The 26,265-nt window shown below is 62.7% G+C and carries 21 protein-coding genes; 11 read left to right on the top strand and 10 right to left on the bottom strand.

Annotated elements, in window-relative coordinates; translation table 11 throughout:
* Nucleotides 1-50: 50 nt before the first annotated feature.
* Both FGZ14_RS00850 and FGZ14_RS00845 read left to right on the top strand, forming a co-directional pair.
* Nucleotides 51-1,637 carry a SusD/RagB family nutrient-binding outer membrane lipoprotein gene (locus tag FGZ14_RS00850; RefSeq protein WP_139920248.1) on the top strand — a complete coding sequence of 529 codons (1,587 nt, stop codon included), beginning with the start codon at nt 51-53 and terminating at the stop codon, nt 1,635-1,637.
* A gap of 52 nt (nt 1,638-1,689) precedes the next feature.
* Entirely contained in the window at nt 1,690-2,982 is a 1,293-nt protein-coding gene (locus FGZ14_RS00845; RefSeq protein ID WP_139920246.1) for a hypothetical protein, read from the top strand.
* 69 nt (nt 2,983-3,051) lie between these two features.
* Here FGZ14_RS00845 and FGZ14_RS00840 read toward each other — a convergent pair whose 3' ends face one another.
* The 5 genes from FGZ14_RS00840 to FGZ14_RS00820 all read right to left on the bottom strand — a co-directional run bounded on the left by FGZ14_RS00840 (nt 3,052) and on the right by FGZ14_RS00820 (nt 7,608).
* Complete coding sequence (locus FGZ14_RS00840) at nt 3,052-4,830, bottom strand: glycoside hydrolase family 10 protein (protein WP_139920244.1); 1,779 nt, start codon at nt 4,828-4,830, stop codon at nt 3,052-3,054.
* Nucleotides 4,831-4,979: 149 nt separating this feature from the next.
* Nucleotides 4,980-5,609 carry a M15 family metallopeptidase gene (locus FGZ14_RS00835; protein WP_139920243.1) on the bottom strand — a complete coding sequence of 210 codons (630 nt, stop codon included), beginning with the start codon at nt 5,607-5,609 and terminating at the stop codon, nt 4,980-4,982.
* Nucleotides 5,610-5,657: 48 nt separating this feature from the next.
* On the bottom strand, nt 5,658-6,905 hold the full coding sequence (locus FGZ14_RS00830; RefSeq protein WP_139920241.1) for a serine hydrolase: 1,248 nt from the start codon (nt 6,903-6,905) through the stop codon (nt 5,658-5,660).
* Nucleotides 6,906-7,040: 135 nt separating this feature from the next.
* Nucleotides 7,041-7,274: a hypothetical protein gene (locus FGZ14_RS00825; RefSeq protein WP_139920239.1), complete on the bottom strand. Its 234-nt coding sequence runs from the start codon at nt 7,272-7,274 to the stop codon at nt 7,041-7,043.
* Between the two features lie 25 nt (nt 7,275-7,299).
* Nucleotides 7,300-7,608: a hypothetical protein gene (locus FGZ14_RS00820; protein ID WP_139920237.1), complete on the bottom strand. Its 309-nt coding sequence runs from the start codon at nt 7,606-7,608 to the stop codon at nt 7,300-7,302.
* A 156-nt stretch (nt 7,609-7,764) separates the two neighbouring features.
* Between FGZ14_RS00820 and FGZ14_RS00815 the strand changes: the two genes are divergently transcribed.
* From FGZ14_RS00815 to FGZ14_RS00795, 5 genes are all read left to right on the top strand, one after another.
* Nucleotides 7,765-8,613, top strand: a complete 849-nt coding sequence (locus tag FGZ14_RS00815) for a hypothetical protein (RefSeq protein ID WP_139920234.1) — start codon at nt 7,765-7,767, stop codon at nt 8,611-8,613.
* A 110-nt stretch (nt 8,614-8,723) separates the two neighbouring features.
* The gene (locus tag FGZ14_RS00810; protein WP_180754437.1) at nt 8,724-9,548 is read left to right on the top strand and encodes a rhomboid family intramembrane serine protease; all 825 of its coding nucleotides are present in this window, start codon (nt 8,724-8,726) and stop codon (nt 9,546-9,548) included.
* Between the two features lie 117 nt (nt 9,549-9,665).
* Nucleotides 9,666-10,592, top strand: a complete 927-nt coding sequence (locus FGZ14_RS00805) for a T9SS type A sorting domain-containing protein (protein WP_139920230.1) — start codon at nt 9,666-9,668, stop codon at nt 10,590-10,592.
* Nucleotides 10,593-10,748: 156 nt separating this feature from the next.
* On the top strand, nt 10,749-11,888 hold the full coding sequence (locus tag FGZ14_RS00800) for a triacylglycerol lipase (RefSeq protein ID WP_139920228.1): 1,140 nt from the start codon (nt 10,749-10,751) through the stop codon (nt 11,886-11,888).
* 51 nt (nt 11,889-11,939) lie between these two features.
* Entirely contained in the window at nt 11,940-12,965 is a 1,026-nt protein-coding gene (locus FGZ14_RS00795) for a ferredoxin--NADP reductase (RefSeq protein WP_139920226.1), read from the top strand.
* A 105-nt stretch (nt 12,966-13,070) separates the two neighbouring features.
* Here the strand turns inward: FGZ14_RS00795 and FGZ14_RS00790 are convergent, their stop codons facing one another.
* A complete protein-coding gene (locus FGZ14_RS00790) occupies nt 13,071-15,533 on the bottom strand; it encodes a TIM-barrel domain-containing protein (RefSeq protein WP_257883308.1) in 2,463 nt (820 codons plus the stop codon).
* 177 nt (nt 15,534-15,710) lie between these two features.
* Between FGZ14_RS00790 and FGZ14_RS00785 the strand changes: the two genes are divergently transcribed.
* Together FGZ14_RS00785 and FGZ14_RS00780 are read left to right on the top strand one after the other, a co-directional pair.
* Nucleotides 15,711-16,853: a glycosyltransferase gene (locus tag FGZ14_RS00785; RefSeq protein WP_139920224.1), complete on the top strand. Its 1,143-nt coding sequence runs from the start codon at nt 15,711-15,713 to the stop codon at nt 16,851-16,853.
* Nucleotides 16,850-17,332: a YdeI/OmpD-associated family protein gene (locus FGZ14_RS00780; protein ID WP_110977189.1), complete on the top strand. Its 483-nt coding sequence runs from the start codon at nt 16,850-16,852 to the stop codon at nt 17,330-17,332. Before FGZ14_RS00785 ends, FGZ14_RS00780 begins: the two co-directional genes overlap by 4 nt.
* Nucleotides 17,333-17,419: 87 nt before the next feature.
* On the opposite strand, the gene FGZ14_RS00775 is transcribed toward FGZ14_RS00780, so the two are convergent.
* Nucleotides 17,420-19,468, bottom strand: coding sequence for an alpha amylase C-terminal domain-containing protein (locus FGZ14_RS00775; RefSeq protein WP_139920222.1), 2,049 nt, complete (start codon nt 19,466-19,468; stop codon nt 17,420-17,422).
* A 306-nt stretch (nt 19,469-19,774) separates the two neighbouring features.
* On the opposite strand from FGZ14_RS00775, the gene ggt reads away from it, so the two are divergent.
* Nucleotides 19,775-21,505: a gamma-glutamyltransferase gene (gene ggt, locus FGZ14_RS00770; RefSeq protein WP_139920219.1), complete on the top strand. Its 1,731-nt coding sequence runs from the start codon at nt 19,775-19,777 to the stop codon at nt 21,503-21,505.
* 90 nt (nt 21,506-21,595) lie between these two features.
* Here the strand turns inward: ggt and FGZ14_RS00765 are convergent, their stop codons facing one another.
* The 3 genes from FGZ14_RS00765 to FGZ14_RS00755 all read right to left on the bottom strand — a co-directional run bounded on the left by FGZ14_RS00765 (nt 21,596) and on the right by FGZ14_RS00755 (nt 22,950).
* A complete protein-coding gene (locus FGZ14_RS00765; protein ID WP_139920217.1) occupies nt 21,596-21,964 on the bottom strand; it encodes a hypothetical protein in 369 nt (122 codons plus the stop codon).
* A gap of 169 nt (nt 21,965-22,133) precedes the next feature.
* A complete protein-coding gene (locus FGZ14_RS00760; RefSeq protein ID WP_139920215.1) occupies nt 22,134-22,517 on the bottom strand; it encodes a hypothetical protein in 384 nt (127 codons plus the stop codon).
* A 91-nt stretch (nt 22,518-22,608) separates the two neighbouring features.
* Nucleotides 22,609-22,950, bottom strand: coding sequence for a hypothetical protein (locus FGZ14_RS00755; RefSeq protein WP_139920213.1), 342 nt, complete (start codon nt 22,948-22,950; stop codon nt 22,609-22,611).
* A 265-nt stretch (nt 22,951-23,215) separates the two neighbouring features.
* On the opposite strand from FGZ14_RS00755, the gene FGZ14_RS00750 reads away from it, so the two are divergent.
* On the top strand, nt 23,216-26,242 hold the full coding sequence (locus FGZ14_RS00750) for a TIM-barrel domain-containing protein (protein ID WP_139920211.1): 3,027 nt from the start codon (nt 23,216-23,218) through the stop codon (nt 26,240-26,242).
* The last annotated feature ends 23 nt before the right edge of the window (nt 26,243-26,265 follow it).

Below are 26,265 nucleotides of genomic sequence, written 5' to 3'. Positions count from 1 at the left end.
CGACATGTTTCGCCGCCGGTTTTCTTCTTCATTTTCCTATTCCGACTTTGATGAAAAAATATATTCTGGCCCTGGGGCTGCTCTGTGGCAGCGGGCTGCTCACGTCGTGCGAGAGTTTCCTCGACGTGAACGACGACCCCAACAACCCGGTAGATGCTACCCCTAACTTCCTGCTGCCCGGCGCTATTTCCCAAGCGTTCCAGCAGCAAATGTTTACTGCTCTGACCACGCCCTACATCACGCAGTACATTGTGCGGCGCACGCCCCAGGCCAGCACCGACCAGTTTTTCCTGACCACGGGCAACGGCAACAACACCCTCAACTACTTCTACTACTGGTCGGCGGGCAACGCCCGCGAAGCCCTGAAAACGGCTGAGGCCGAAGGCTCGGTGTACTACGTGGGGGCCTCCAAAATCATTACGGCCATGGGCCTGGCTCACGCTACCGACATGCTCGGCGACGTGCCGTATTCCGAGGCCTTCCAGGGCGCCCAGAACTACACGCCCAAGTACGACCCCCAAGAGCAAGTGTATCAGAGCATTCAGCAACTGCTAGATGAGGGCATTGTGGAGCTGTCGAAACCAGCCTCGGCTAACTTCCGCGCCTTTTACAGCACCTCTCCCAGCGTCAGCGGCGACATTCTGTACCGTGGCGACCCGCAGAAGTGGGTGCGGCTGGCCAAAGCCCTGAAAGCCCGGCAGCTGCTGCACCTGAGCAAGAAGGCCAACTTCACGGCCCAGGTAGCACCCCAGATTCTGAAGCTTGTATCCGAGAGCTTCACGGGCTCGGCCGATGACGCTCAGATTCAGTACCAGACGGCAGTGGCTCCGCTCACTGGCACTACCAACATCTTCGGGACTACCCGCGCCAACTTCGCCAACGCCACCACATCGGCCACGTACTCGGCCAATATTATTAAGTACCTGAACGGCAACGCGCCGGGCGCTACCTACCCGGGTGTGGTGGACCCGCGCTTCCCCATCATGGCTACGGCCAACAGCACCGGCACCGACCCGGGCGTGGCCGGCGGTACTCCTATTTCGGCCGCTACTGGCAACGCCACCGACTTTTACAGCAGCTGGTACGCCCGCGACCTGGGCTACTTTGAGGTGATTACCTACCACGAGGTGAAGTTTATTGAGGCTGAAGTGAAGTTTATTACCGGCGACAAATCTGGGGCTTTGGCCGCCTACCGGGAGGGCATTCGGGCTCACATGGCCAAGATTGGGGTAGGCGGCAGCAATGCCCTGCCCGCCGTAACCTTTGCCCCCATCACGACCCAGCAGATTACGGACTACCTCAACAGCGCCGCGGTAGCCCAAACGCCCGACCAATTGGACCTCAAGCGCATCATGGAGCAGAAATACATTGCCATGTTCCTGAACCCGGAGTCGTGGTCCGACCTGCGCCGCTACGATTTCGACCCCAACATCTACGTGAACCTGCGCTACCCGGTGGGCGTGAATACCGCCCTGGCCAATCAGCCTGACTACAAGAACCGCTGGCCCCGCCGCCTGCTGCCTGCCCTCACCGAAACCCAGTACAACCCCCGCAACGTGGCGGCCGCGTACGCCGCCGTGGGCGCTACCAATGATTTCGAGTACATCAACAAGCCCGTGTGGTGGGACCAGCCGTAAGCTGCGCTTGCCTAACGTTGATTTCTCCTGATGAATTAATGGAACGAGTTGTATGATGACTTTACCCCTTACCCGCCGCTGGCTATTAGCCGCGGCTCCCTTGCTGCTGGCCGCCTGCAACGACGAGCTGGATACGATGTACACCGAGGTTGGCGAGCAGATTCCGACCTTTGTGGGTAACGCCTTGAGCACAAGCACGAAGTACGCCACCGGCGAGACCTTCACCTTTGAGTTGCAGTACGCTCAGCAGACCTCGCCCCTGCGCGACGTGCGCATTTACCAGCGCATCGAGCCGGCCACCGACTCGGTACTGGTGCAAACCATTCCGTATAAGGCGGCCTTCTCCAAGCGCAAAAACGCCGATACGCTGGTAGTTAACTACACCGTACCCGCCGGGGCCAACAAGGCCAACGTGCGCGTATCGGCGGTGGTAGCCGCCGAAAACGGTCAGTCGAAGCTGCGCAGTTTCTCGTACCGCCTGGCCGAGCCTACCCCCACCGTGAAAGTGAACAGCGTCACCAACGTAACCGCCCCCGCCGGCAGCACCCTGGTACCCGGCGACGTGGTACGCTACAACGTGGTGCTGAATGATGGCGGCATCAACGCCGCTACCAGCCTGACCACGGCCGGCACGCTCTACAAAGACCTCGACAGCCTGATTACCTACGTGAAGGTAGGCACCGCGCCCGAGCGGCGCGCCCTGCGCCAGCGCCTGCCCGCCACCGGTGCCCAAACCGGGGCCCGCACCGCCGTGGACGTAAACGTAACCCTGCCCGCCGGCTCCAGCGGCCAGGAGGTAACCTACCGCTTCGAGGCTAAGAGCCGCTTTGCCGGTACGCCCAGCGTCCGCGCGGCTTCGGCTACGGCCGCGCCCCTTACGCTGGGGGCTACCACGCCGCTGGCCGCCGCCCGCAACCTTACCCTTACCTACACCGGCACCACCGGCGGCGACCAGGCGGCCCTGGACCTGACCACGTTTACCCTCGTGCCCGCCGCCGGCGACCTGCTGCTCAAGGACCTAGCCATTACCAGCACGGCCAGCAACGCCGTCCGGCTTCAGGCTCTGAACGGCCGGGCCGCCTCGGGCACCACGCCCGCCGCGGAGCCTACCCGGTTTGTGAAAACCACGGCGGCCGTGTACACGGCCGCTACGCTCAACAGCATTCGGCAAACTTACCTGAACGCCGCCACCACGGCCCAGGTAACCACCATCGACAATGCTGTGGTAGGCGACGTGTACATTGCCCGCCTGCGCAATACCAACCAGTACGCCATCTTCACCGTGACGAGCCTGAACCGCACTACCACGGATGTGACGCTGAACTTAGCCGTCAAGACCTTGTAGGTCCTGTTAGCTCATTATCAAAAAAGGCCTCCCCAACTTAGGGGAGGCCTTTTTTATGTTTAGGTAGCCTTAGCGCCCGCCGAACAGGCGCCGGAAGAAGCCGCCGCGCCGCTTGGACTTGGTCTTGACTTTGACCTTGGTAGGCGTGCTGACAGTGGTAGTGGGCCGTGGGGTAGCTGGCCGAGGTGTGGGGCGCACGGGTGGCACAGTGGGCTGGGTGGTAGCCGGGGCCGGGGTAGCAACAGGCTCGGCGCTCGGCGTGGGCGGTGCGGCCTGAGCTACTACCACCTCGGCGGCGCGGCCCGTGGTGCGCACCGAAATCGGCCGGCTCTCATTGTGCAGCCTGTCGAAGGCGGTGAGGTAATAGGAGTAGCCCTGGCCGGCGCGGGCCGTGGTATCCAGGAACGTCAGGGGGCGGCCGGACTGGGGTCGGATGAGGGCCAGCAGGTTGCGCGGGTCGTCGGGGGTAGGCGTCTGGTCGTCGGCGAAGCGATAGAGGGCGTAGTAGGCGGCCTGGTCGCCGTCGGCGGCGGCGGGGCCGGGCTGCCAGCTTAGGGTGGTTGCGGCGGGGCCGGTGGCAGCAGTCAGGTTCTGGGCCGGCCGGGGGGGCACGGCATCCAGCCAGGGCATGGTGGGCACCAGGGCGGGGTAGCGAAACTCATGCTGGCGCAGGGAGTCGGTAGTATTCAGCACGTTCGCCATCAACGACTTCGAGCTGAAGAATACGCTACCCCCTACTTCCGTCGGGAAGGTGCGGTTCAGGCGTACCTGCCGGGGCAGCTCGCGCGGGTTGCGCCACACCGTGTCCGACTTCGTGCTTTCCGACATGCGGTAGGCACCGTGCCCGATGTAGAGGTGGCGGCCGTTGCTGTTGCGGGCCCACCACTCCACCAGCACCGGATACTGGGCCACCTTGAAGCCCGTGCTCCAGTATAGCTGGGGCAGCACGTAATCAACCCAGCCCTGGCGCAGCCACTCCAGCGCATCGGCGTACAGGCCGTCGTAGCCCTGGAAGGCTTTGGTGGCCGAGCCGTTGGGGTCGGAGGTTTGGTTGCGCCACACGCCGAAGGGCGAAATACCGAACTTCACCCAGCGCTTGGTGTGCTGAATGGAGTCGTGCAGGTCGCGGATAAGCGTGTTCACGTTCTGCCGGCGCCAGTCCGCCAGCTTCAGGCCATCGGGGTTGAAGCGGGCGAAAGCGTCCTCGTCGCGGATTACCTGCCCGCTTTCGGGGTAGGGGTAGAAGTAGTCGTCGAAGTGGACGCCGTCAATATCGTAGCGGCGCACCACGTCCAGAATTACCTCGCTGATGTAGTTGCGCACCTCGGGCAGGCCGGGGTTATAAAGCAGCTTGCCCGAGTAGCGCAGAAACCACTCGGGATGCTTGCGGTAGGGGTGGTTGGGAGCCAGCCGGCGCGTGACCGTGTCCATCGTGGCCCGGTACGGGTTAAACCAGGCATGAAACTCCATGCCCCGGCGGTGGGCTTCCTCAATCAGAAAGGGCAAGGGGTCGTAGAACGGGGTGGGCGCCTTGCCCTGCTGCCCGGTCAGCCACTTGCTCCAGGGCTCCAGATTGCTCTGGTAGAAGGCATCGGAAGCGGGCCGCACCTGCACAAACACGGCGTTGATGCCACTGCGCTGGTGGTCATCGAGCATACGGCGGTACTCGCGGCGCTGCTGCTCCGGCGTGAGGGCGCGGCTGCTGGGCCAGTCAATATTCTCAACGGTAGCAATCCATACCCCGCGCAGCTCGCGCTTAGGCGGCACATCGGCGGCCCGGGCAGCCAGCCAATTGATACTCAGAATCAGAAAAAACAGAAAGCGGCGGGCGGCAGGTAATCCAAACATTACCACAAAGGTAGTGGAACGGGGAATGAGTGGCTGAGTGAATGAGTGAAGTGTATAGGCCCGATTGGCCGGCGGGCAGACGCGGCGGTGAAGTTGCCTAAGTCTGCCGCCAGTATGTCACCACTTTACTCATTCACTCATTCACCACTTCACCGCCGGAGTGCCGCGAAGGGCAGGTCGAGCAGGTCGAACTCAGCCCAGCGGTGGAAGTCGAAGTGCCACCATTCGTGGGGGTAGTTGATGAAGCCCTGGGCCTGCATGGCGGCCAGCAGCACGGTGCGGTTCAGCAGGATATGGGTGGGTAGGGTCGCAAACCGGATGTGGGCGGCTGGGGTCAGCTCGTCGAAGTCGGTGGGCAGGGGTACATGCCGGCCTGTGGCCCGCTCCACTAGGCCCACATCCACGGAGCAACCCCGGTTGTGACGTGAGCCGCGCCAGGGCGGGGCCGCCACGTTTTCGTCCTGTAGGTGCTCGTACAGGCGCACCGATACGCTGTAAGGCCGGTAAGCATCATACACACATAGCCCTAGTCCCCGCTGGGCCAGGGCGGCCTGCACCCTCACAAGGGCTTCCGCCACGGGTCGGCACAGGTAAGCTTCAGCGGCCGGATATAGGGCCACGCCCAGCAGATTACGGCTGGTGGCGTACCGGATGTCCAATACCAGGTCTGGAATCAACTCCCGCAGGTCAACCAGTTCTTGCTCCCGGTTTTGAGCGATGCGCTGCTGGTAGTGCTCCTGGGAGTTGATAAGCGAAAGTCCGAATGCGTTGGCAGCCATAGGGTAATTCAATCAGAGCTGCCGCCGGACAGCAACGAATGCTGCCTCTTACGGTTGAGGTATGGGCACTGTTACACCGGGCCGCTGCCGGTGGTTGTCGAGCTCAAACTGGTAGATACGTTGCCCCAGCCGCCGCAAAAACGGCAGACCCACCGTGTCGTACTCGTACTGGTCATCGTTGAGAATGCCGTCCGGGTTGACGTACACCACCGCGCTGAGCAGAAACTCCACGCCCCGGGCCGGATTCGTGATGTAGGCGTTATCGATAAGAAAGCCGTAGGCCTGCCCTATTTTGTTATAAATCTGCACGCCCTCCGGCAGCGGCCCCGGCGCCCCGCCCGCCAGCAGAAACTTCGCGTAGTTGTCGGGGTGGAGGGCCGCCGGGTAGCGCGGGTCCGGGCTTTGCCGGGGCAGGCGGTGCAGGTAGTCGCGCAGCAGGGCCGCATCGGCGGGAGCCAGCCGGAAACGGCGGCGGGCCGGGTCAGCCTCCGGAAACAGCAAGAGCCGGAGCGCGCGCTGCAGATCGGGTAGGGAGGCTACATTTTTGGTCTGGAAATCGAGCGGCTCGTTTACCAGCGTACCGCCCTGCCAGTGGCTTTGCCCTACCCGCCACCCGCGCCGCCACGGCCGGGGCCAGCGCCCCGCAAAGGTGGCAGCTGGCTGCACGTACAGCGGGCGAGTCAGGCTGGTATCAGCGAAGAAGGCCAGCGGATTGGTACGGCGGGCCGTGGAGTCCTGGTCGCCGACGGAGAGGCGGTGGCGCACCAGCGTTTGGCGCAGGCCGTGGCGGTGCAAGCCAGCACGCAGCTCGGCAGGCCCCAGAAACTCGTAGAGGCGGTTATAGGCGTCGTTATCACTGACCAGCAGAATTTTGCGCACGTACTGCGCCACACTGGCCCGCATAGTTTGGCTGCTGGTATCGCGCAGCACGGGCGTTTGGCCCCAACTGGCCGAGTCGAGGCGGAGCGGCGAGCTGCTGCTCAGCTCCGGAATCTGCTGGCTCAGCCGCTGCATTTTCTCCAGAGCCAGCGCCGCTACCGGCAGCTTAATGGCACTGGCCGGGTAGAAATACTCGTGGGGCCGCACCCGGTAGCGGTAGCTTCGAAAGTGAGGCCGCCCGCGCGCGTCGCGCCGGATGCGGGTGTAAAGAATCTGAACCCGATGCGCGGCGGCTTGCCGGAGCACCGGCGCCAGCACCGAATCGGAGGCGAGCTGCCGGCGCAACAGGTTTTGGGCCTGCGCCCTGGGTAGCAGGCAGTACCCACTCAGCAGCAGCCCGAGCCAAAGGTTTTTCATGCCACGGCAAGGTACAAGGAACAGCGTATTGCCGTCTCCGGCCAACACAAAACCACGCCCGGCTTCCCGGCCCGCCTGGTAGGGGCTGCAGGGAAACCGGGCGTGGTTAGGTTACGGGCAAGTTAGCCGCCTGGGCTACTCCTGAGCCGACTGCTGAGGATCGGAGCGGTCAGATTTCGTTTGGTTGCCGCCCTCCAGGCCGTTGGTCTGGTCACTGTCGCCGTAGCCGCCGCGGATGCCGGCGCCATCGTCCTGAGACAGTTCTTCCTGGTTAGTAGCGGGTTGCTTGGCGGCTTCGTTGGGGCCGGTGCTGGATTGGGAGGCTTGACCGCCGTTCTGGGGGGTAGGGTTGCCTTGCTGAGTTGCCATAAGGAGGAGAGTTAGCGGTGGGAAATTACAGTTGGGGCACCTGCCCGGTTTCGCCGCCCGAAACCCCGGTGCCGGCGCTGATGCTGTTGCCGCCTACGTCGCCGTCCTGGGCGTTACCGGGGGCATCGTAGTTGGGCGCGCCTGAGCGCACGCGGGCTCCACTGATGGCCTGGCCGCCTTCGGTGCCGCCGCTGCCGGAGTTGTCATCGGCATTAAGGCCGGTATCGTGGCTGCCGGGCGACAAGCGGCCGTCGGGCTGGCGTTGGCTGGACTGGGAATCCGTGCCCTCGGGCAGGTTGCTGGCATCTATGGGTTCTTCGCGGGGCGTAGTCATATGGGGCAGTTGGTAAGGTGGAGAAAGCGGGCAGGTGGGGCCCGGCCTTAGCTATACGCAAGGCCCGCCGGGGCGTTGGGGTGGGGCTGCTGGTAGTCCGGGGGCTTTTCGCCATTTTCGGGAGATTTTTCTGCTGTATCCTGTTACCGATTTCGCATGGCTACTTCTTCTGCATCCGATTCTTTCCTGCAAAAAACCACTGAGGAGCTGCTCTACCTGGTGCGGCACCCCGAGCTTTACCACCCGGCCCTGGTAGCAGAGGCCGGCCGGGAATTGCGCCGCCGGGGCGCCGAGCTGCCCAAACCCCCGGCTCCTGAACCAGCCGCTTCGCCTTTGTCGCTGGAGTATGTGGAGCCGGAACCGACCTTCCTGGCCCGCTGGTGGCCTGGCGTGGTGCTGGCGGCCCTGGTGCTGGGCCTGGCCTGGTGGGGCCTGCGCTCCTCCCAGCAAGCAGCCCCGGCCGCGTCCCAGGCCGCCACACCAAAGCCGGCGGGCCCTATTGTGCTGGAAGCTGTGAAAGTAGAGCGCCTACCTGATTTCGAGGTCGAAACCCGCGCTCAGGTGGCCGAGGTACGCAGCCAGCTGCCCGCCGCCGACCGCGCCGACACCACGGCCACCGGCCGCTACCTACGCATGGCCCGGCGCTACTGGCTGGCCGAAAACGCAGCCGTTCACCTAACCAAACAGGCGCGCACCGGGGCCGTTACCGGCGTATTCCCCGGCCAGGTTGACCTCACGCTGGAGCGCATCAGCTGGTTTATGCGGGCCAAGGCCTACAACCAGCACCTCACCCCTACCATGGAGGCCCGCCTGAACCTGATGCACCAGGGCCTGACCCTGCGCCGCAGCTCCCTCCAGAGCTTTAAGTCGCGCTACGAGGCCCAGATGGAGCTCATGGACAAGGAAGAGGAGCGCGTAAACCAGGAGGCCACCGGTTTGGCAGAAGAGCTGCGCGGCCACTACCAGCGTAAAGCGCCTATTCAAGGCAACATCACCGACCTGTAAGACGCAGGTGCGCAAACCTGTCAGGCCGGGTTGGGCTGGCAGGGTTTATGAAGCCGCAATGGGGCGCCCCGCCGATTTTCGGGCGGGGGCGCCTCATTGCTTTTACGCCTATGGCTGCCGACTCCACCACGCTTTTTGCCCAGAAAACGGATGCCGAGCTGCTCTACCTGGCCCAGCATGCCCGGCAGTATCCGGCGGCCGTGGGGCAGGCCGCCGTGCGGGAGCTGCAGCGCCGCGGCCTGGTGCCTCAGGAGTTGCCCGCCGGTCCGCCGCGCCGGCCCCCGGAAGCAGGGCCAGAAATGGAGGCTACTGTTCAACCTGGGGTCTGGGGAGCCCTCCGGGGGGTATTCTGGCCCCGGCAAGGATACCAGGTTGCCCCTCTCCTACTTTGGCTGAATGTATTGGTGTACCTGGCCCTGGCGGCTACCGGCGCGGGAGCCTGGCACCCCACCGGCCCCGACCTGGTGCGCTGGGGCTCCAACTTCTCGCCCCTTACCCTGCCAAACCAGCCGTGGCGCCTGCTGACCAGCTGTTTTCTGCACGGCGGACCGGCTCACCTGCTGCTGAACATGGCCTCGCTGGTGTTTCTGGGGTTGCTGACGGAGGGCTTGGTAGGCGGCCGGCGGCTGCTGACTGCGTACCTGTTGAGCGGGATTGGGGGTAGCCTGCTGAGCTGGTTCTGGCACACCCAGGGCCTGAATTCGGTGGGCGCGTCAGGGGCTATTTTCGGCCTGTACGGGCTGCTGCTGGCTACCTTGCTGCGGCGGCCGGCCGCCTTCACCCGCCCGGAGCGCTACACCGTGCTGCTGTTTGTGCTGTATCTGCTGGCGGGCAGCTTGGCCAGCGGCCTGCAGGCCCACACCACCGACAATGCCGCGCACGTAGGTGGCTTACTGACGGGGTTCTTGCTGGGACTGCTCTTCAGCCGGCGCTAACTAATTCACATTCAAACACTAATCAGCAATACAATAGCATAGATTACTGGTTATATATAATAGCCATTGTTTTAAATTGCCCGTATTCCTTTCTATTTACTCAAGCCTTCAACTCACATGCGACACCTGCTACGCCCCTTTTTGATAGGAGTTGGTTTATCCATGGCTGCCACGGCCGCCCGGGCTCAAACGCCGGCTCCTAACCTGAACAACTCCTTCGAGGTCTGGGAGTTTCGTAACCTGGAGCGGGAGGTGCCCCGTGGCTGGGTTACCACCGAAGACCTGATTCAGGAAGAAGCCCCCTTCCCGGTTCCGGATTTGGGCTTCGTAACCAAATCTACTGAGGCGCACCAGGGCAGCCTGGCCGTTGCGCTGAATACCCTGCAGGTACCTGGCGTGGAGGGCGCGATATTTGGGTTTGTGGGCAACGGCACGCCTACCAGCGTGGGTGTGCCCTACACGGCGCGCCCTGCTCGCCTGCAGTTCTGGTACAAGCTGACGGGGCCCGGCGCGGCCACCGACGAAGCCTACATTCAGGCCGTTCTGACGCGCTATCAAAGCCGCAAAACGGAGCTGATTGGAGGCATAGGCCTGGTTTTGCCGCCCGCGGCTACCTATACGCTGGTCAGTGAGCCGCTGGAATACGAGCCGCTGAGCCTCTCGCCCGACACCTTGAGCATCGACGCGTTTTCCGGCACTACCGATGATCTTCATGCCGGCACCACTCTGCTCCTCGACGATATTCAGCTCACGGGCAGCATCACGGCCGCGCGCAACCCCGAGGCGGCCGCCGATCTGCTGATTTACCCTAACCCCAGCACCACCGGCGAGTTTTCGCTGGCCTCCGTGGTGGATGCGGCCCTGGCTACTTCCCCCTTCACCGTGACGGATGTAACGGGCCGGGTGGTTTTACGCGAGGAAAAAGCTCCACTGAGTGCCGCCCGGGGCCGGCTGATAGATCTGCGGGGGCAGCGCGGCGGCGTGTACATGCTCCAGCTCCAAACCCCTGGCGGAGCGCTTACCCGCAAACTGGTAATCCGCTAATACCTCAGGCTATTGCTTACTACCCCTGCCACTGGCTTCAGGCCGGGGCAGGGCTTTTTTATTGACCCCACATGCGCCGGCCTGGGCCTGCTACTGGCAAACTTTCGCACCTTCGCGGGCGGCCACACGTTTTTAGGGCGTACTTTATCTGCTACCATGACCACCGAACCTGACGATTCTGCGCCGCAGTCGGGCCCCGATAAGCTGGCAGCGCGCTGGCAGCGGGCGGCCGCGGCGGTGGGCCGGGCGGCCCTGGCCCCGCTGGAGGGGGTAGGACTGTTATACCGCACGGGCCAGCAGAATCTACACTTCACTTTGCCCGTGCTTAACGGCGCCTTCGGCGACCAGCTGGCGGCCCGTCACGACCGGCGCGCCATCCGGATGAGTTTCCGCCGTTACGAGTCCGATGTACCGGTAGAACAGCTGCGGCTGCTGCCCGATGCCCAGGGCCGCCCCCGTAAAACCGTAGTGTTTCTGCACGGCCTGATGGGCGATGAAATCATCTGGCAAACCGGCGAGGGGCCCGAGGACGTACGCTTCGGGCCGCGCCTGCAGCGGGAGTTGGATGTGCACAGCCTCTACGTGCGCTACAATTCTGGCCTGCACATCTCCGAGAACGGCCGCCGGCTGCATCAACTGCTTACGGACCTGGTGCGCACGTTTCCGGCGGCCGTGGGCGAGCTGGTGCTGGTAGGCCATAGCATGGGTGGGCTGGTAATTCGCTCGGCCGGCTACTACGCCGCCCAGGAGGCCGCCGCTGCTACCCCCAGCACCGCTGGCAACCCTTCCGGCGCAAAGCTGAGTTGGCTGCCCAGGCTGCGCGACGTGTTTCTGCTGGGTGTGCCCAACGATGGCTCGTTTCTGGAGCAGAACAGCCACCTCACCTCCCTGATTCTTCGCAAAATCAACTTGTGGCCTACCCGCGCCATCAGTGGGCTGATTGACAAGCGCAGCAATGGCATCAAGGACCTGCGCTTTGCCCGACTGGTGGATGAGGACTGGCAGAACGAGCACGCCGACGACCTGTTTCCGCCCCGCACGGTGGTGCCCCCGCTGCCGGGCGTGCGCTATCATGTGCTGGTGGGCTCCCTGCTGAAAACTGCCGGCTCCGCCCTGCACGACTACTTCGGCGACGGGCTGGTGGGCGGGGGCAGCGCCCGGGGCCGCATCTTCCAGGACCCCGCCGCCCCGCCCGATTTGTTGATCAGTACCCACGTTTTCTCGAAGCTGCACCACGGCACCCTACTCAGCAGCCCCGAGGTGTACCAGTACCTGCGCGAGCGAGTGGCCGAATAACTCGCGTTTCGCGGGCGGCGTACTGCCTGCCTAGCCTTATTCTGTTTTGGTGTGACGCAACCCCTGATCATCCGCCGCATTGTTGAGGAAATTCCGGAAGTAAAGACCTTCTGGCTTGAGCCCACGACACCCCTACCCTACCAGGCCGGCCAATACCTCACCCTGCTCCGGCCCCACCACCCGGAACTGCGGCGCTCCTATTCCATGTCCTCTACGCCAGGGCTTGATGAGGGCCTGGCGGTGACGGTACGGCGGGTGGCCAACGGCTTTTTCTCGCGGTGGTTGATTGACGAGGCGCAGGTAGGCGACGAGCTGCTAACGACCGGCGCCGGGGGCCTGTTTACGCTGCCCTACCTCACTCAACTGCCCTACCAACAGGTACTGCTGTTTGCGGCTGGCAGTGGCATCACGCCCATTTACTCATTGCTGAAAGAAGTGCTCTACCACCGACCTGCCGTGCAGGTGCTGCTGGTGTACAGCAACCGCACACCGGCCGCTACCATTTTCGGGGCTGAGCTGCACCAGCTGGCCACACAGTTCGCAGGCCGCTTCGCCCTGGAGCTGCTCTACAGCGACCATCCGAACCTGGCCCGCGCCCGCCTCTACAAGGACCTGCTGGTACAGCTCGTGCGGCAGCACGCCACCACTACCCCCGACCAAATGCTGGCCTTTAGCTGCGGCCCTGCCGAGTACATGCGCATGTGTGGCTATGGCCTGCACGCTGCGGGAGTGCCCTCTGAACGTATCCGGCGCGAGAATTTTGTGCTACCCCCACCCGTCAAACCAACCCTGCCGCCCGACACGTCCGCTCACCGCGTCGTCATTGAAACGCCGCTCCAGACGCACACCTTGGAGGTTTCCTACCCCGATACTATCCTGAAAGCGGCCCGCGCCCAAGGCATAGCACTACCCTATAGCTGCGAAGCTGGCGTGTGCGGCAGCTGCACTATGCGCTGCCTGGAAGGCCAGGTGTGGCACTCCTACAACGAGGTTCTGACTGACCGGGACTTAGCCCAGGGCTTGGTGCTCACCTGTACCGGCTACCCCGTAGGCGACGACGTGCGGTTGAGCTTCTAAAACACATCCTCAGCAAAAGGAAGAACCTCTACCAAAGGTAACGCTAGGGTTAGCCAGAGGTAGAGGTCCTGCACTTTGCTCAAGATGACAATCAGGCGGTACTGCTTAGCCTACTGCCAGTTCCGTAAAGCCGGCGCTTACTACCACACCGGGCAGGGTAAGGCCGGTTTCGGTGGTTACTTCGCTGATTTCGGCAGGTTGACCGTCGGTACTGAAGATAGTAGCGGAGAACGGCAGGCCGTGCAGAACTACGCGGTAGGTGGTCCAGGTGGGCTGGAAGTCGCCTTCCGTGTGCTGCTGGATCAGCAGGCCCTTGTCGGTGCCGGTTACCGTGAAGCGGCGCGTGGTGCTCTGGCCCTGCTCGTAGCCGTAGCCTTCGCCCCCGTCTTCATATAGCACGCTGGCTTCGGTGCCCTTCTTGTAGTACACATGCAGGGTTATCTCCTCTACGGTTTTCTCGCCTACGTACTGCATCAGGGGGTACATGGGTACCACGGCCCCGGCCTTAATGAACAGCGGAATCCGGGTGAGGTCGGCGGCAGCCCATACTTCGGCACCGCCTGCTTTCAGCTCGTCGGTGTAGTAGTAGAACCAGTCGCCCTTCGGCAGGTACATCCAGCGGCCATCGGCGCCGGGCGTGGTGATGGGGCATACCAGCAGGTGGTCGCCGAGGCTGAACTCGGCCATGCGCAGGTAGGTATCCGTGTCGGTCTGATCAAGGAAGGCCAGAGGGCGCAGCATGGGCGTGCCCTGCTGGGTGTACTGCCAGAACGTGGTGTACATGTAGGGCAGCAGGCGGTAGCGCAGCTCAATAAAGCTACGGGCTATGGCCATGAAATCTTCGCCAAACGACCAGGGCTCCTGGTCGCCGTGGTCGCCGGAGCTGTGGGTACGGAAGAACGGGTGGAAGGCTCCCAGCGCCACCCAGCGCACGTACAGCTCGCCATCGGGCGTATCAATAAAGCCCCCGATATCAGAACCAATAAAGCTGAAGCCCGAAATGCTCAGGCGCTGGCATTGAATATTGGCCAGCCACAGGTGCTCCCAGGAAGCAATGTTGTCGCCGGTCCAGCCGGAGGAGTAGCGCTGCCCGCCCGAGTAGGTGCTGCGGGTAATGGTGAAGGGCCGGTTGGGGTAGCTGAACTTCTTCACCCCGGCCGCCGTGGCACGGGCCATCTGCATGCCGTAGATGTTGTGGGCCTTGCGGTGGGAGCCTGCGTGGCCCTCATACTGGAAGCGCACGTCATCGGGGAAGGTGCCCTTTTCAAACACGGCCGGTTCGTTCATGTCGTTCCACACGCCCTTCACGCCGGTTTCTGCAATCAGCCCTTTGAACAGGCCGGCCCACCACTCGCGCACCTCGGGGCGGGTGTAATCGGGGAAGTTGCAGAGGCCGGGCCACACGGAGCCCTTCATCAGAGGTCCGTCGGCGCGGCGGCAGAAGTAGTCGTTTTTCAACCCCTCCTGATACACCGGATAGTCGGGGTCAATCTTGATGCCGGGGTCGATAATGACAATGGTTTTGAAGCCATCTTCGGCCAGCTCCCGCACCATACGCTTGGGTTCCGGGAAATGGGTAGGGCTCCAGGTAAAGCACCGGAAGCCATCCATGTAGTCGATGTCGAGGTAAAGCGCGTCGCAGGGAATTTTCCGGTCGCGGAAGCCCTGGGCAATGGCTTTCACGTTGCTTTCGGGGAAGTAGCTCCACTTGCACTGGTGGTAGCCCAGGGCCCACAGCGGGGGCAGTTCGGGCGGGCAGGTCAGGCGGGTATATTCCCGGGTTACTTCCAGCAGACTGGGGCCATAGATGAAATAGTAGTTCATCTCGCCGCCCTGGGCCCAGAACGAGGCCACATCGGCGCGCTCGGCCGCGAAGTCGAACCCGGCCTTGAAGGTGTTATCGAAGAAGATGCCGTGGGCCGTTTTCTGGTGCAGGCCCAGGAAAAACGGGATGTTCTTGTAGAGCGGATCGGCGCCTTTCTGGTAGCCGTAGGTATCGGTGCCCCAGTTAGTGAACTGCTTGCCGCGCAGGTTCATGTTGTCGGGCTTGTCGCCGAGGCCGTAGTAATGGGCACCGCTCTGCACCAGCTTGCTCATCTTTACGATGTCGTTGCCGGTTTCGTACTCATATTCCCAGTGAAAGCCCTTCTCATCTTCGCTAAGCACCAAGCCGGAGCGGTTGAGCACGCGGGTGCGCAGGCTTTCCTTATCCACCACGCAAATAAGACGGTCGGTGGTGATGCGGTAGTGGTCGGGCTTCTCGCGGAACTCCAAAAACTCCAGCTCCTGGCGCGTGGGCACGCCCTCCGGGAAGGCGTAGCTGAAATCAGCGGGGAAGCCGGCTTCGGTGGCGTAGCGGAAGCGCAGCACCTTGTCGGTAATCACCTGCAGGCTTAGCTGTACGCCGTTGTCGCAGCGGAAAATAAAATCGGTACCCTGCCGCTCGGCTTGCACTACCCGGCCGGGGTAGAACTCTTGCCTGGCTTGAGCGGCCAGGTCATTGATCATATAATTGTTTTCCTGAATATTGTCGGCCATACGGGGTACGTTTTGGGAGAGAGAAGGCAAGCAGTTGCCGGGAGTACCAGCCTGGACCTTACACAGTCGGCAAAGGTAAAAATGTTCCGGGCTACCGTAGAACTGGCTCAACCGTAGTTTTCGGCCGGATGCCGTAAAAGCACGACGGGCAGCTTTTTTCTCTACCTTGCCATACCTCGTGCTGCCCGCCGCTCATTTATCCACCGTATGATTTCCGCTTCGTTTTCTGTGTTGTTGCTTGGCTGGGATGAGGCTCCCCGGACCGGCGAATTGTCCGCGCCCGGTATCCGCTCATTGGTGCAGGCGCTGGCCCCGCGCACTCCTCTGTCGGTGATGGTGCCCCGCCTACCCCATCCGCCGTTTGCAACCGCCCCCACTACCCGCCTCACAGCCCTGGCCGAACTGACACCGGCTGAGGCGGCGGCCCCGCGCCCCCGCCCCGACCAGCGGCCCGGAGCCTGGCAGCGCCCGGCGGCTCCCTACCTCGGGGCTTCGGTGGTTACGGCAGCGGAAACTTCGGGCCCAACTTCTTACCTGGCCGCTTCCGATGGTACCTGGCAGTCGCCGGCCGCACCTTACCTGGGTGCTACCCCCTCCAGTGCTGGCCTGCCCTCCGACCTGACGATAGCCGTACTACCGGAAGCCAGCCCGGGGCTGGCGCCACTGGTGCCAGCTTCGGCTGCCTTCCCTACCCCTGCCGCCGCGCCAGACCCTACCCCAATTACGGAGCTGTCGGCTAGTGAGCTGCTGCTGAATGAGGACGAATTCGCGGGTGAAGCTTCGGAGCCCGATGCGACGGAAGCCGCCGACCTCAGCCAGCCCGCCGACGACCTGACGGCCGAACCCACGCCCCCGCCGGTTGCCCCTCCGCAGCTGGCCACCCTGCCCGATGCCCTGGCTTCGTTGGCCGAAGACCAACCTGCTGAGGCCGACCTTAATTTTCAGGTGATTCAGTACGCCCGCTTTGCTACCCGCCGGGCCCTGCTGGAGGATTTTGGGGTGATTTACGCTGCAGACTGGCCTACGTGGCTGGCCGCGCTGGAAATCCGTCAGCAAACCGGGCGGCCGCTGGTGCTGCATGTGCTCAGCCTGGCTCAGGAACGCGCTACCCCCGCTGACCGAGGCTGGGCGCTGGAGCTGGAACGCCTGGCCCTGCGCCGCGCCGATATGGTGCTGGCTGCCACCGAGGAGCTGGCGCAGCTGCTGCTCAGCCGCTACCCGGCGCTGGCGAACCGCCTGCAGGTGCTCCCCCCCTCCGATACCGAAACCCTCGACGCAACTCTACGTCAGCTGGAAAATGGCCTGCCCGTTCGCCAACTGTCCTCCCCATTTTTTTCTCCTACTGCATGAGTACCGAAACCCCTCTCCGCCACGAATTCGACGCCCCCATGGAAATGGACGGGGCCGACAGCGGCGTTTTCCTGGTTGTTCCTTTCAGCGTACCCGAGGTGTACGGTACTAAGGGTCCGCTGCCCGTGCGCGGCACCGTAGACGGCTTTCCTATCCGGCTGAACCTGGTGCCCATGGGCGACGGCCAGCACATGATCAGTATCCGGAAGGAAGTACGCAATGCCATCAACAAAACCTGGACCGACACGGTGCACGTCGTGTTGGAGCGCGACACCGATTCCAGCGGCATTGAGCTGCCCGATGACCTCAAGTATGCCTTGGAACGGGCCGGCCTGCAAGTGAATTTTGATGCCCTACCCTATACCCAGCGCAAAGAGCTGGCCCAGCGAGTGGCTCGCACCAAAAAGCCCGAAGCCCGCGCTCAGCGCATTGAAGACGCCCTAGAGCAAGCTCAGTCTGGCCGCAAAACCAAGCACTAATTCCACTTCCTAGCAAAAACGCCCGTGGCTTCTTTCCTGATCGGGGAAGGAAGCCACGGGCGTTTTCAGCGTATCCGGTACAAATAGCTACACCCTGCCTAGCACCAGCACGGTGCGGTTCGTGACGTAGAGGCTGAGCCGGTGCACGCCGTCTTCCTCGAAGGTTTCGTAGATGTAGTTGTTGTCGATGCGGGTGAAGCCGCCAAACTCGGCATCGTCGGAGTTGAGCAAGATGCGGTAGCGGCCGGCGTGGGGCACGTAGAAGCGGTAGTCGGGCACGCTGCGGTCAACGTGGAAGCTAAACACGAAGATGAGTCCGCCCCGCTCGAAGATGAGGACCTGGTTGTGGGAGTCGATGTTCAACTCCCGGGCGGGGGTAGCGGCCAGCAGGCGCGTGGTTTTCGCCAGCTTAATCATCGACTTATCGAACTGCAGCAGAAACTGGTATTTCAGGTCGGGGTTATCGGCCAGGTTCCATTGGCGGCGGGCGAAGTGGTGGCTCCAGTTGTTGCCCTGGCGCGGAAAGTCGACCCACTCTGGGTGGCCGAACTCATTGCCGATAAAGTTGAGGTAGGCCTCACCGCCCAAGCTCAGGGTAGCCAGCCGGATGAGCTTGTGCAGAGCAATGCCCCGGGCCGTAATCGGGTCGGGGTCATCTTTGTGCATGTGCTCATAAATGGCTTTGTCCAGCAGCCAGTGGGCCAGCGTTTTGTCGCCTACCAGGGCCTGGTCGTGGCTTTCGGCGTACGCAACGGTTTTCTCGCCCAGCCGTCGGTTGGTAAGCGTGTACCACAGGTCGTGCAGGTTCCAGTTTTCGTCGCGGGTGTGCTTGAGCAGCTTAATCCAGTAGTCTGGAATGCCCATGCCCAGCCGATAATCGAAGCCCATACCGCCTTCCTCAATGGGTCGGCACAGGCCGGGCATGCCGCTCATGTCTTCGGCAATAAGCAGGGCGCTGCGCTTCACCTCCCGCACCAGGGTAGTGGCCAGTTGCAGGTACAGAATGGCGTCATCGTCGGCATCAGGCCCGAAATACTGGTCGTAGGAGCCAAACGCCACCCCCTCACCGTGGTGATGATAAAGCATGGAGGTGATGCCATCGAAACGGAAGCCGTCGAAGTGAAACTCTTCCAGCCAGTAGCGCAGGTTGCTGAGCAGAAACTGCTGTACCTCGGGTTTGCCGTAGTCGAAAAGCTTGGAATCCCAGCCAGGATGGTCGCCGCGCGAGCCCTCGTGGAAATACTGATGGCCCGAGCCATCGAAGTTGGCCAGGCCTTCGGCCTCGTTTTTCACGGCGTGGGAGTGCACCACATCCAGCAGCACGGCAATGCCGCGGTTGTGGGCCTCGTTGATAAGGTGCTTGAGTTCCTCGGGCGTACCGAAGCGCGAGGATACAGCAAAGAAATTGGCCACATGGTAGCCAAAAGAGCCATAATACGGGTGCTCCATCACGGCCATCAGCTGCAGGCAATTGTAGCCTTCCTGCTGAATGCGGGGTAGGATTTGCTCGGCAAATTCAAGGTAGGAACCTACTTTTCCTTCCTCCAGGGCCATGCCTACGTGGGCCTCGTAGATGAATGGCTCTCGCACGCAATTCGGCACCCGAAATTTCTGATCAGTCCAGACAAACGGCGTTTCCGGCTTCCAGACCTGGGCGGCGAAGTCCTTGGTTTCGGGGTTTTGCACGGCGCGGCGCAGCATGGCTGGCAGCCGGTCTTTGCCGCCTTCCGGGGTTACTACGTGTACTTTGTAGAGCGAGTGGTGGGTCAGGCGGTCCTGGTAGTCTTTATCGGCCAGGAACACTTCCCACACCCCATCCTCGCCGCGCGTGAGGGGGGTAGCCTGCCGGTCCCAGCCGTTGAAGTCGCCCACCAGAAATACTCCTTCGGCGGCAGGCGCCCACTCCCGGAACCAGTAGCCGCGGCGGCGTTTATCGTGGTTGAGGCCTAGGCGCTGATGGGCTTGGGCGAACCGACTCAGAGAACCGCACTCAGCCACAATGTCACTGAGGCGCTGGGCCAAGCGCTGCTGGCGCTGGAGCAACACCGGCTCGTAGGGCATCAGCCAGGGGTCTTGCTGCACAAGCGGCAGGGTAGGTTCGGCGGTGTCGGCGGCGGTCAGCAGGTCTGGAGTCATAGCGCGAATTAGCAAGTCGGTCGGGCCCAAAGCTACAGGATTCGTTTAAGTTGCAGTAGGACGATGAGCCGGGCCCTCATACGGCAAACCATTGCCGCATGGTGGGGTTTACTTGCAGGCCGTAGATTTCAAGTGGCTCCGGGGCACTTTCCTCATTGACTGATATGGGCCTACTGGGAGGCAATTTTCGGCTTATCCAGCATCATATCCTCAATCTCAGGCTCTGCGCGGCATCAGCGGTTTGCTTGCTCTACTTGCTACCCTGGTTTCCCGGCGGCAGTTATCAGGTAGCCTTACCTTTACTGTATGAAACGCTTTTTTTACCCGCTGGCCCTGGCCGGTCTGCTGGCTTGCTCTACCAGTCAGAACACTACCGCTCCGGCCACTTCTGCCGTACTCGCTACTCCAGTGCCGGCCGCTACCCCCGTCATCACCGACAAAGCCATGGTAGTGTCGGCCCACCCGGAGGCTACGCGGGTGGGCGTGGAAATTCTGCGCAAAGGCGGCAATGCCTACGATGCCGCCGTGGCGGTGCAGTTTGCCCTGGCCGTGGTGTTCCCGGTGGCGGGCAATATTGGGGGCGGCGGCTTCCTGCTCTACCGCGGGGCCGATGGAAGCGAAGGCGCCCTCGATTTCCGCGAAACCGCTCCTGCGGCCGCTACCCGCGACATGTACCTGGACCAGCAGGGCAACGTAATTCCGGACCTCAGCACCCTGGGCCATTTGGCCGCCGGCGTACCCGGCACCGTGGCGGGCATGGCCGAGCTGCACCAAAAGCTGGGCAAGCTCCCCTGGAAAGATGTGGTGCAGCCCGCCGTGGACTTGGCCGCTAAAGGGGTGGTATTGACCGAGAAGGAAGCCGCTGGGCTGAACCGCACGCGCGACACCTTTCTGAAGGTAAACCAAGGTGCCGCGCTTATTCGCACCCAGGGCGAGTGGAAAGCCGGCGAAAACTTCGTGCAAACAGAGCTGGCCCGCACCCTGGAACGAATCCGGGACAAGGGCCGGGCGGGATTTTACGAAGGAGAAACGGCCCGCTTTATCGTGGCCGAAATGCAGCGCGGCAAGGGCATCATCAGCCAGCAGGACCTGGCCAACTACCAGCCTAAGTGGCGCACGCCTTTGCACGGTAAGTACCGGGGCTACGAGGTGCTCACGTTCCCGCCGCCCAGCTCCGGCGGGGTAGCGCTGCTGCAGATGCTGCAGATGCTGGAGCCTTACAACCTGGGCCAGGCCGGCTGGCACTCGCCCCAGGCCACGCACTGGATTACCGAAGCCGAGCGCCGCGTGTATGCCGACCGCGCTACCTACCTCGGCGACCCGGACTTCGGGCGGGTGCCGGTGGCGCAGCTGCTCGAAAAGCCCTATAACAAGCAGCGCATGGCCTCTACCCTACCCTATCGGGCTACGCCTAGCGCACAGGTAACGGCTGGCGCGGGTCTACCTGCTTACGAGTCGGACCAGACGACGCATTACAGCATTGTGGATGCCCAGGGCAACGCCGTGAGCTGTACTACTACCCTCAATGGAGCCTATGGCAGCAAAGTAGTAGTAGCCGGGGCTGGTTTCCTGCTCAATAATGAAATGGACGACTTCAGCAGCAAACCCGGCACGCCCAACGCCTACGGGCTGGTAGGTGGGGCGGCCAACGCCATTGCGCCCGGCAAGCGCATGCTGTCCTCCATGACGCCCACCATCCTGACCAAGAGCAAGAAGGTAGCCCTGGTAGCCGGTACGCCCGGCGGCAGCACCATCATTACCAGCGTGCTGCAGGCCATCCTGAACACTGTTGATTATGGAATGAACGCCCAGCAGGCCGTAGGTGCGCCCCGCCTCCACCATCAGTGGCTCCCAGATCAGATTGACGTGGAAGAAGGCGCGCTCCTACCCGCCGCCAAAGACACGCTGCAGGCCCGCGGCTACCGCCTGAACCCGCGCGCCCCTTGGGGCCGGATGGAGGTGATTCGGGTGCTGCCCGATGGTAAGCTGGAAGGCGGCGCCGACCCGCGTGGCGACGATTCGGCCCAAGGGTACTAACCTATTTTGGCGCAACTTGAGAATGCACAAACAGAAAAGGCCCCGCACACTGCGGGGCCTTTTCTTATTATACTCGGTAGGCAAGTCAACTTATTGCTCTTGCTGCGCGTCGCGGGCGGTTTGCAGGTTGCGGGCCACATCGATGAGTTGTTTGGAGAGCTGGTCCAGGGACTCGATGAAGCGCGGGTTGGCGTCATCCACGAAGCTGTTGATGTGCTCGGCCAGGGTTTGCAGCACGTCGCTGATGGGGTTTGGGTCGGTACCGGCCAGAAAGCCTTTTAGCCTCACCAGGTCAGCGGCAATGGTGGCATGAGCGGTTTCGCCAGAGGCGCGCAGCATCTGAATCCAGCCGTCGATGTTTTCAGTGGCCCGGGGCAGCACTTGGGTTACATCTTCACTGCGAAGAATGCGGAGCGTGGCCTCCAGTTGGTCGGCGCTGGCAGAATGGGATACGGACATAGGGTAGGAAGTTGAGTGAAACAACAGGAATCTTCTTGTTTACTACCTCCTTACGTGCAGGGTTGGCAACGGAGCCCGTACAACATTTGGTTTGTGGCTTGGCGGGGCTTCTGCTCACCTGATCTGCCAACATTCCGCAGCTGGCCCTTAACCGGCGCTCTCGGCGCTGCTAGAGTGTGTCGGCGGCTGTCCGGAGCGCCTGCGCCAACTCCATCAGCTTGTCCCGGAAGCTGGCATCGGCAGTAGTGGCGGCCTGGGCGGTTAGCGTGGCAAGGTTTTGCAGAATCTGCTGTACCTGCGGGCCAACCGGATTGTCGGGGATGATGGCATTGTAGAGGTTTTGCAGCTCAGCAATGAGGGGGGCAAACTGGTCGCCCTCCACGGTCTGGAGCATGTGCATCCAGCGGTAGAGGTTGTCGCCGGCCGCCGGGCGCAGGTTGGGCAGGTGGTCGGTTTGCAGGGCGTGCAGGGTAGCTTCGAGGTGGGTTTGGCTGCCCGCCAGCACGGAGCCAGGAGCGTGGCTCTGGCCCGAAGCAGATGAATCAGGTGTCATAGGAAAGGAATTTTGGGTACTACGCCCCGGATGAAAAAACAGCCTCGCCCGCTGGGCGAGGCTGCTAACCAAGGCAGAGAAGAGAAGTCGGCTAGGATACTTTCAGGTTGCCGGCGGCCGTAATCAGTACCTGGCCCAGGTGGCGCAGATGGTCGCCTACTCCGTCGTGCATGTCGCGGGCCATGAGGGAGGTTTGCTGGCCCAGCAGCTGCAGGGAGTTGGCCATGGCCGGACGGTCGTCGCGCTCCACGAAGGAGCGCAGGTTGCGCAGCTCGGCCTGCAGGCCGGTGAGGGCCGAGCCCCCGAGGCCATCGAGGGCTTGAATCCAGCTGTCGATGTGGCCCAGGCCGGCATCTACGGGGTGGTTGCTGTGTTGCTCCAGGGCATGGTAGATGCCTTCAATGGTTTCTTCGATGCGGTCGGCGTGGTTCATAACGCAGGGAGTTGGGAAGAATGACGTAGGTAGGAGAACTGTACGCCAGCCACGGCGCGGGCGTTGCCTTTGGTGCTGGTATTGACGCCACGCGGCCGCTTGTCTTCCCTTCTTCTGCCGGCCCGGTAATGCCCGGTTTGCCGAATTTTGTGCGCTGTTTGCTCTTCGTCCCGGAAGAAGGCTTTCCCGGAGGATTTTACTGTAAACCCAGGCTCAGGACCTATTCCGGAGGCTATCTTGGCTGATTGTTTCTGAATCCCCTTCCATGGCCTACCTGTTCCGCTGTTTCCGGCTGCTGCCGTTTTTGCTGCTTCCGCCGCTTCTGTCGGCCTACGGGCAGCGCACCGCCGGCGGCCCGCCCACCCAGGACCCATTTGCCCGGCCAGTAGCCCCGGCCGCTTCCCGCACGGCAATTGGCAACTACGGGAGCCACTCTTATGATAAAGGCATCCTAACCATTAAAAGCACCACTGGGGCTACGCTGCGCCTACGGCCCTGGGCGGTGGGCGTCGTGCGGGTAGAGTATTTTCCGGCGGGGCAGCCGGTGCAGGATATTTCTTCGGTGAGCGTGGTTCAGGCGCCGCAGCCGTGGCACCCGCCCGGAACGCACCACGAGGGCCCAGAGCCCGGCATGCCGGCCCGGTTTTATCAGCAATGGGCCGAAGGACTCGTACGGGCTACCCCCACCATCCTGGAGTGGAAAACCGACCGTACGGTTACCTTTACTGTTCAGAAAAACCCGCTACGAGTCAGCTGTTCGCAGAACGGTAAAACGCTGCTTCGGGAAACCGACGGGGTATTTCAGCAGCCTGCGGTGGGTAGTACGCCGGGTGGCACGGGCGTGTCGTTTCAGCTGGCGCCCGAGGAGCACCTGTACGGCACGGGCTCCCGCGCCCTGCCCCTGGACCGGCGCGGCCGCCGCCTAACCCTCTACAACGAAGCCCGCTACGGCTACCAGAACGGCGAGTCAACGCTGAATGTGAGCTTACCAACGGTGGTCAGCAGCCGGGGCTACATGCTGTTCTTCGATAACCACGCGCCCGGCACGCTAGATCTGGGAGCCACTGATAAAAACACGCTGGAGTACACCGGCGAGGGACTCACGAACCTGGGGTACTTCATTGTTTCGGGCAGATCCTACGCCGAGATACTGGACCGCTACACGGCCCTGACCGGCCGCCAGCCCCTACCCCCACGCTGGGCCCTGGGCCTTATTCAAAGCCGGTTCGGCTACCGCTCGGAGCAGGAAATGTACCAGGTTGCCCGCCGCATGCGCCGGGCCGGCTTCCCGCTGGACGCGCTGGTGCTGGACCTGTACTGGTTTGGAGGCACGTCCCGACAGGGCGACTTTCAGTGGCAGCAGCCCCATTTCCCGGACCCTGCCCGCCTGATGCGCCGCCTCGACTCGGCGGGCGTCAAAACCATCCTGATTTCGGAGCCCTACGTGATGCGCGCATCCATCAACGACAGCCTGGTGCGCCGCCAGGGGCTGGTGGGCCGCGATACGCTGGGCCGCCCCTATACGGTAGCCTCCTTCTGGGCCGGCCCGGCTACCCTGCTCGATATGTTCCGGCCCCAAACGCAGCACTGGCTCTGGCAGCAGTACAACCGGCTGAAGCAAGATGGCGTGGGCGGCTGGTGGAGCGACCTGGGCGAGCCCGAGAATCAGCCCACTGACATGGTGTATGACCCGGGGCCCACGCGGCGCATCCATAACGCCTACGGACAGGCCTGGGCTAGCATTCTGCAGGAAGGCTACACCCAGAATTACCCGCAGGAGCGGCTGTTTAACCTGGCCCGCTCGGGCTGGGCGGGCATGCAGCGCAACAGCGTATTTCCGTGGTCGGGCGACGTGAGCCGCTCCTGGAGCGGCCTGCAGGCCCAAGTACCCATTATGCTCAGCATGGGGCTGGGTGGGGTAGGCTACATGCACTCCGATGCGGGCGGCTTCGCGGGCAATACCGTAGACCCCGAGCTGTACACCCGCTGGCTGCAGATGGCTAGCCTGGGACCTATTCTGCGCCCGCACGGGGCTGGCACGCCCCCCGAGCCGTACTGGTTTCCGGAGCCCTATCAGAGCTATGTGCGCGAAGCCACCCACCTGCGTTACCAACTGCTGCCCTACCTCTACACGCTGGCCTGGGAAAACAGCCAGACCGGCACGCCCCTGACCCGCCCCATGAACTACGGAGCCCCCAGCTTCAGTACAGCGCCCGCCCCCAGCCCGAATTGGGACCCCACGCCCCTCACCGCCGAGGAAAGAGAAGCCGGCTTTACGGATGAGGATTTAGCTAACCCTGATGAATGGAGAGCCCCACTCATCAGCAGCCCTGCCCAGCGTTCCTGGCTTCCTACTGAAATGAATACGCCGGCCCTGGCCAACCTCAACGACCAGTTTATGCTCGGCCCGAACCTGCTGGTAGCACCCGTTCTGCAGCCCGGCCAACGCCGCCGCAACGTGGTGTTGCCCGCCGGCAGCTGGGTTGATTTTTACACCCACGAAACGGTGCCCGGCGGCGCTACCGTGGGCCGCTCTGCCCTCCTGGCCCGCATTCCGGTGCTGGCGCGGGCCGGGGCCATTGTTCCTATGGCGCCCTACGTAAGTAGTACCGCTCTTTACCGTGCCGATACCCTGCGCCTGCGCTACTACGCCGACCCAGATGTGGTGCACTCCAGCTTCTCTTTATACGAAGATGATGGTAAAAGCGGAGCTCGGATGCAGCGGCAGGCTTACCAGCTGTTGAGCTTCACGGGTTCTAACTTGCCTGATCTTACCACGTTTAGTGTCACGCCCCGCGGCCCGGGCTACGAAGGCGAGCCCGCCACCCGGGTGATTGAACTGCTGATTCCGCGCGTTGCGGCCCCGCCCCAAGCAGTTCGGATTGGCGAACAGGACCTTACCGACTGGCAGTTTGATAGCCTGCGACATACGTTGCGGCTCCGCTTCGCGGTGGGCCGCCGCTCCGTGGGCTTAAGCATTGCGGGGCTGCGGCTCAACACCGCCCCCGCCCCCAATCTGAGCCCAGAAATCCTGACGCTGGAGGCACCCGGTAACCGCACGTTTGGGGGAAGCACAGAACTGCGCTACACCTTGCACCAGCCAGGCCCGGCAGGTGCGTTGCAGATCTTCAACGCCCACGGCCAGTTAGTACGCACCTTCCCCACGGCTAACCAAGCGGGGCCGCACACCCTGATCTGGAATGCTGACGACGCGCAGGGCCGTCCGGTACCGAGTGGCGTTTACCGAGTCGAGTTGGCCGGGCAACACCAGCGGTTGCTCGTGATTCGGTAGCAAGCAGAACCTTACCCCTACCC

The sequence above is a fragment of the Hymenobacter sp. DG01 genome, from assembly GCF_006352025.1.
Taxonomy (GTDB): domain Bacteria; phylum Bacteroidota; class Bacteroidia; order Cytophagales; family Hymenobacteraceae; genus Hymenobacter.
Note: the sequence above shows the minus strand (reverse complement) of the source record. Positions and strands in the feature narration are given on the sequence as shown.

Excerpts from the sequence above, each read along its gene's own strand:
- FGZ14_RS00775 (WP_139920222.1), bottom strand. The coding sequence starts at position 19,468 with ATGACTCCAGACCTGCTGACCGCCGCCGACACCGCCGAACCTACCCTG.
- FGZ14_RS00755 (WP_139920213.1), bottom strand. The coding sequence starts at position 22,950 with ATGAACCACGCCGACCGCATCGAAGAAACCATTGAAGGCATCTACCAT.
- FGZ14_RS00845 (WP_139920246.1), top strand. The coding sequence starts at position 1,690 with ATGATGACTTTACCCCTTACCCGCCGCTGGCTATTAGCCGCGGCTCCC.
- FGZ14_RS00800 (WP_139920228.1), top strand. The coding sequence starts at position 10,749 with ATGACCACCGAACCTGACGATTCTGCGCCGCAGTCGGGCCCCGATAAG.
- FGZ14_RS00810 (WP_180754437.1), top strand. The coding sequence starts at position 8,724 with ATGGCTGCCGACTCCACCACGCTTTTTGCCCAGAAAACGGATGCCGAG.
- FGZ14_RS00840 (WP_139920244.1), bottom strand. The coding sequence starts at position 4,830 with ATGTTTGGATTACCTGCCGCCCGCCGCTTTCTGTTTTTTCTGATTCTG.
- FGZ14_RS00835 (WP_139920243.1), bottom strand. The coding sequence starts at position 5,609 with ATGGCTGCCAACGCATTCGGACTTTCGCTTATCAACTCCCAGGAGCAC.
- FGZ14_RS00765 (WP_139920217.1), bottom strand. The coding sequence starts at position 21,964 with ATGTCCGTATCCCATTCTGCCAGCGCCGACCAACTGGAGGCCACGCTC.
- FGZ14_RS00815 (WP_139920234.1), top strand. The coding sequence starts at position 7,765 with ATGGCTACTTCTTCTGCATCCGATTCTTTCCTGCAAAAAACCACTGAG.
- FGZ14_RS00850 (WP_139920248.1), top strand. The coding sequence starts at position 51 with ATGAAAAAATATATTCTGGCCCTGGGGCTGCTCTGTGGCAGCGGGCTG.
- FGZ14_RS00830 (WP_139920241.1), bottom strand. The coding sequence starts at position 6,905 with ATGAAAAACCTTTGGCTCGGGCTGCTGCTGAGTGGGTACTGCCTGCTA.
- FGZ14_RS00760 (WP_139920215.1), bottom strand. The coding sequence starts at position 22,517 with ATGACACCTGATTCATCTGCTTCGGGCCAGAGCCACGCTCCTGGCTCC.
- FGZ14_RS00750 (WP_139920211.1), top strand. The coding sequence starts at position 23,216 with ATGGCCTACCTGTTCCGCTGTTTCCGGCTGCTGCCGTTTTTGCTGCTT.
- FGZ14_RS00820 (WP_139920237.1), bottom strand. The coding sequence starts at position 7,608 with ATGACTACGCCCCGCGAAGAACCCATAGATGCCAGCAACCTGCCCGAG.
- FGZ14_RS00780 (WP_110977189.1), top strand. The coding sequence starts at position 16,850 with ATGAGTACCGAAACCCCTCTCCGCCACGAATTCGACGCCCCCATGGAA.
- FGZ14_RS00785 (WP_139920224.1), top strand. The coding sequence starts at position 15,711 with ATGATTTCCGCTTCGTTTTCTGTGTTGTTGCTTGGCTGGGATGAGGCT.
- FGZ14_RS00825 (WP_139920239.1), bottom strand. The coding sequence starts at position 7,274 with ATGGCAACTCAGCAAGGCAACCCTACCCCCCAGAACGGCGGTCAAGCC.
- ggt (WP_139920219.1), top strand. The coding sequence starts at position 19,775 with ATGAAACGCTTTTTTTACCCGCTGGCCCTGGCCGGTCTGCTGGCTTGC.
- FGZ14_RS00805 (WP_139920230.1), top strand. The coding sequence starts at position 9,666 with ATGCGACACCTGCTACGCCCCTTTTTGATAGGAGTTGGTTTATCCATG.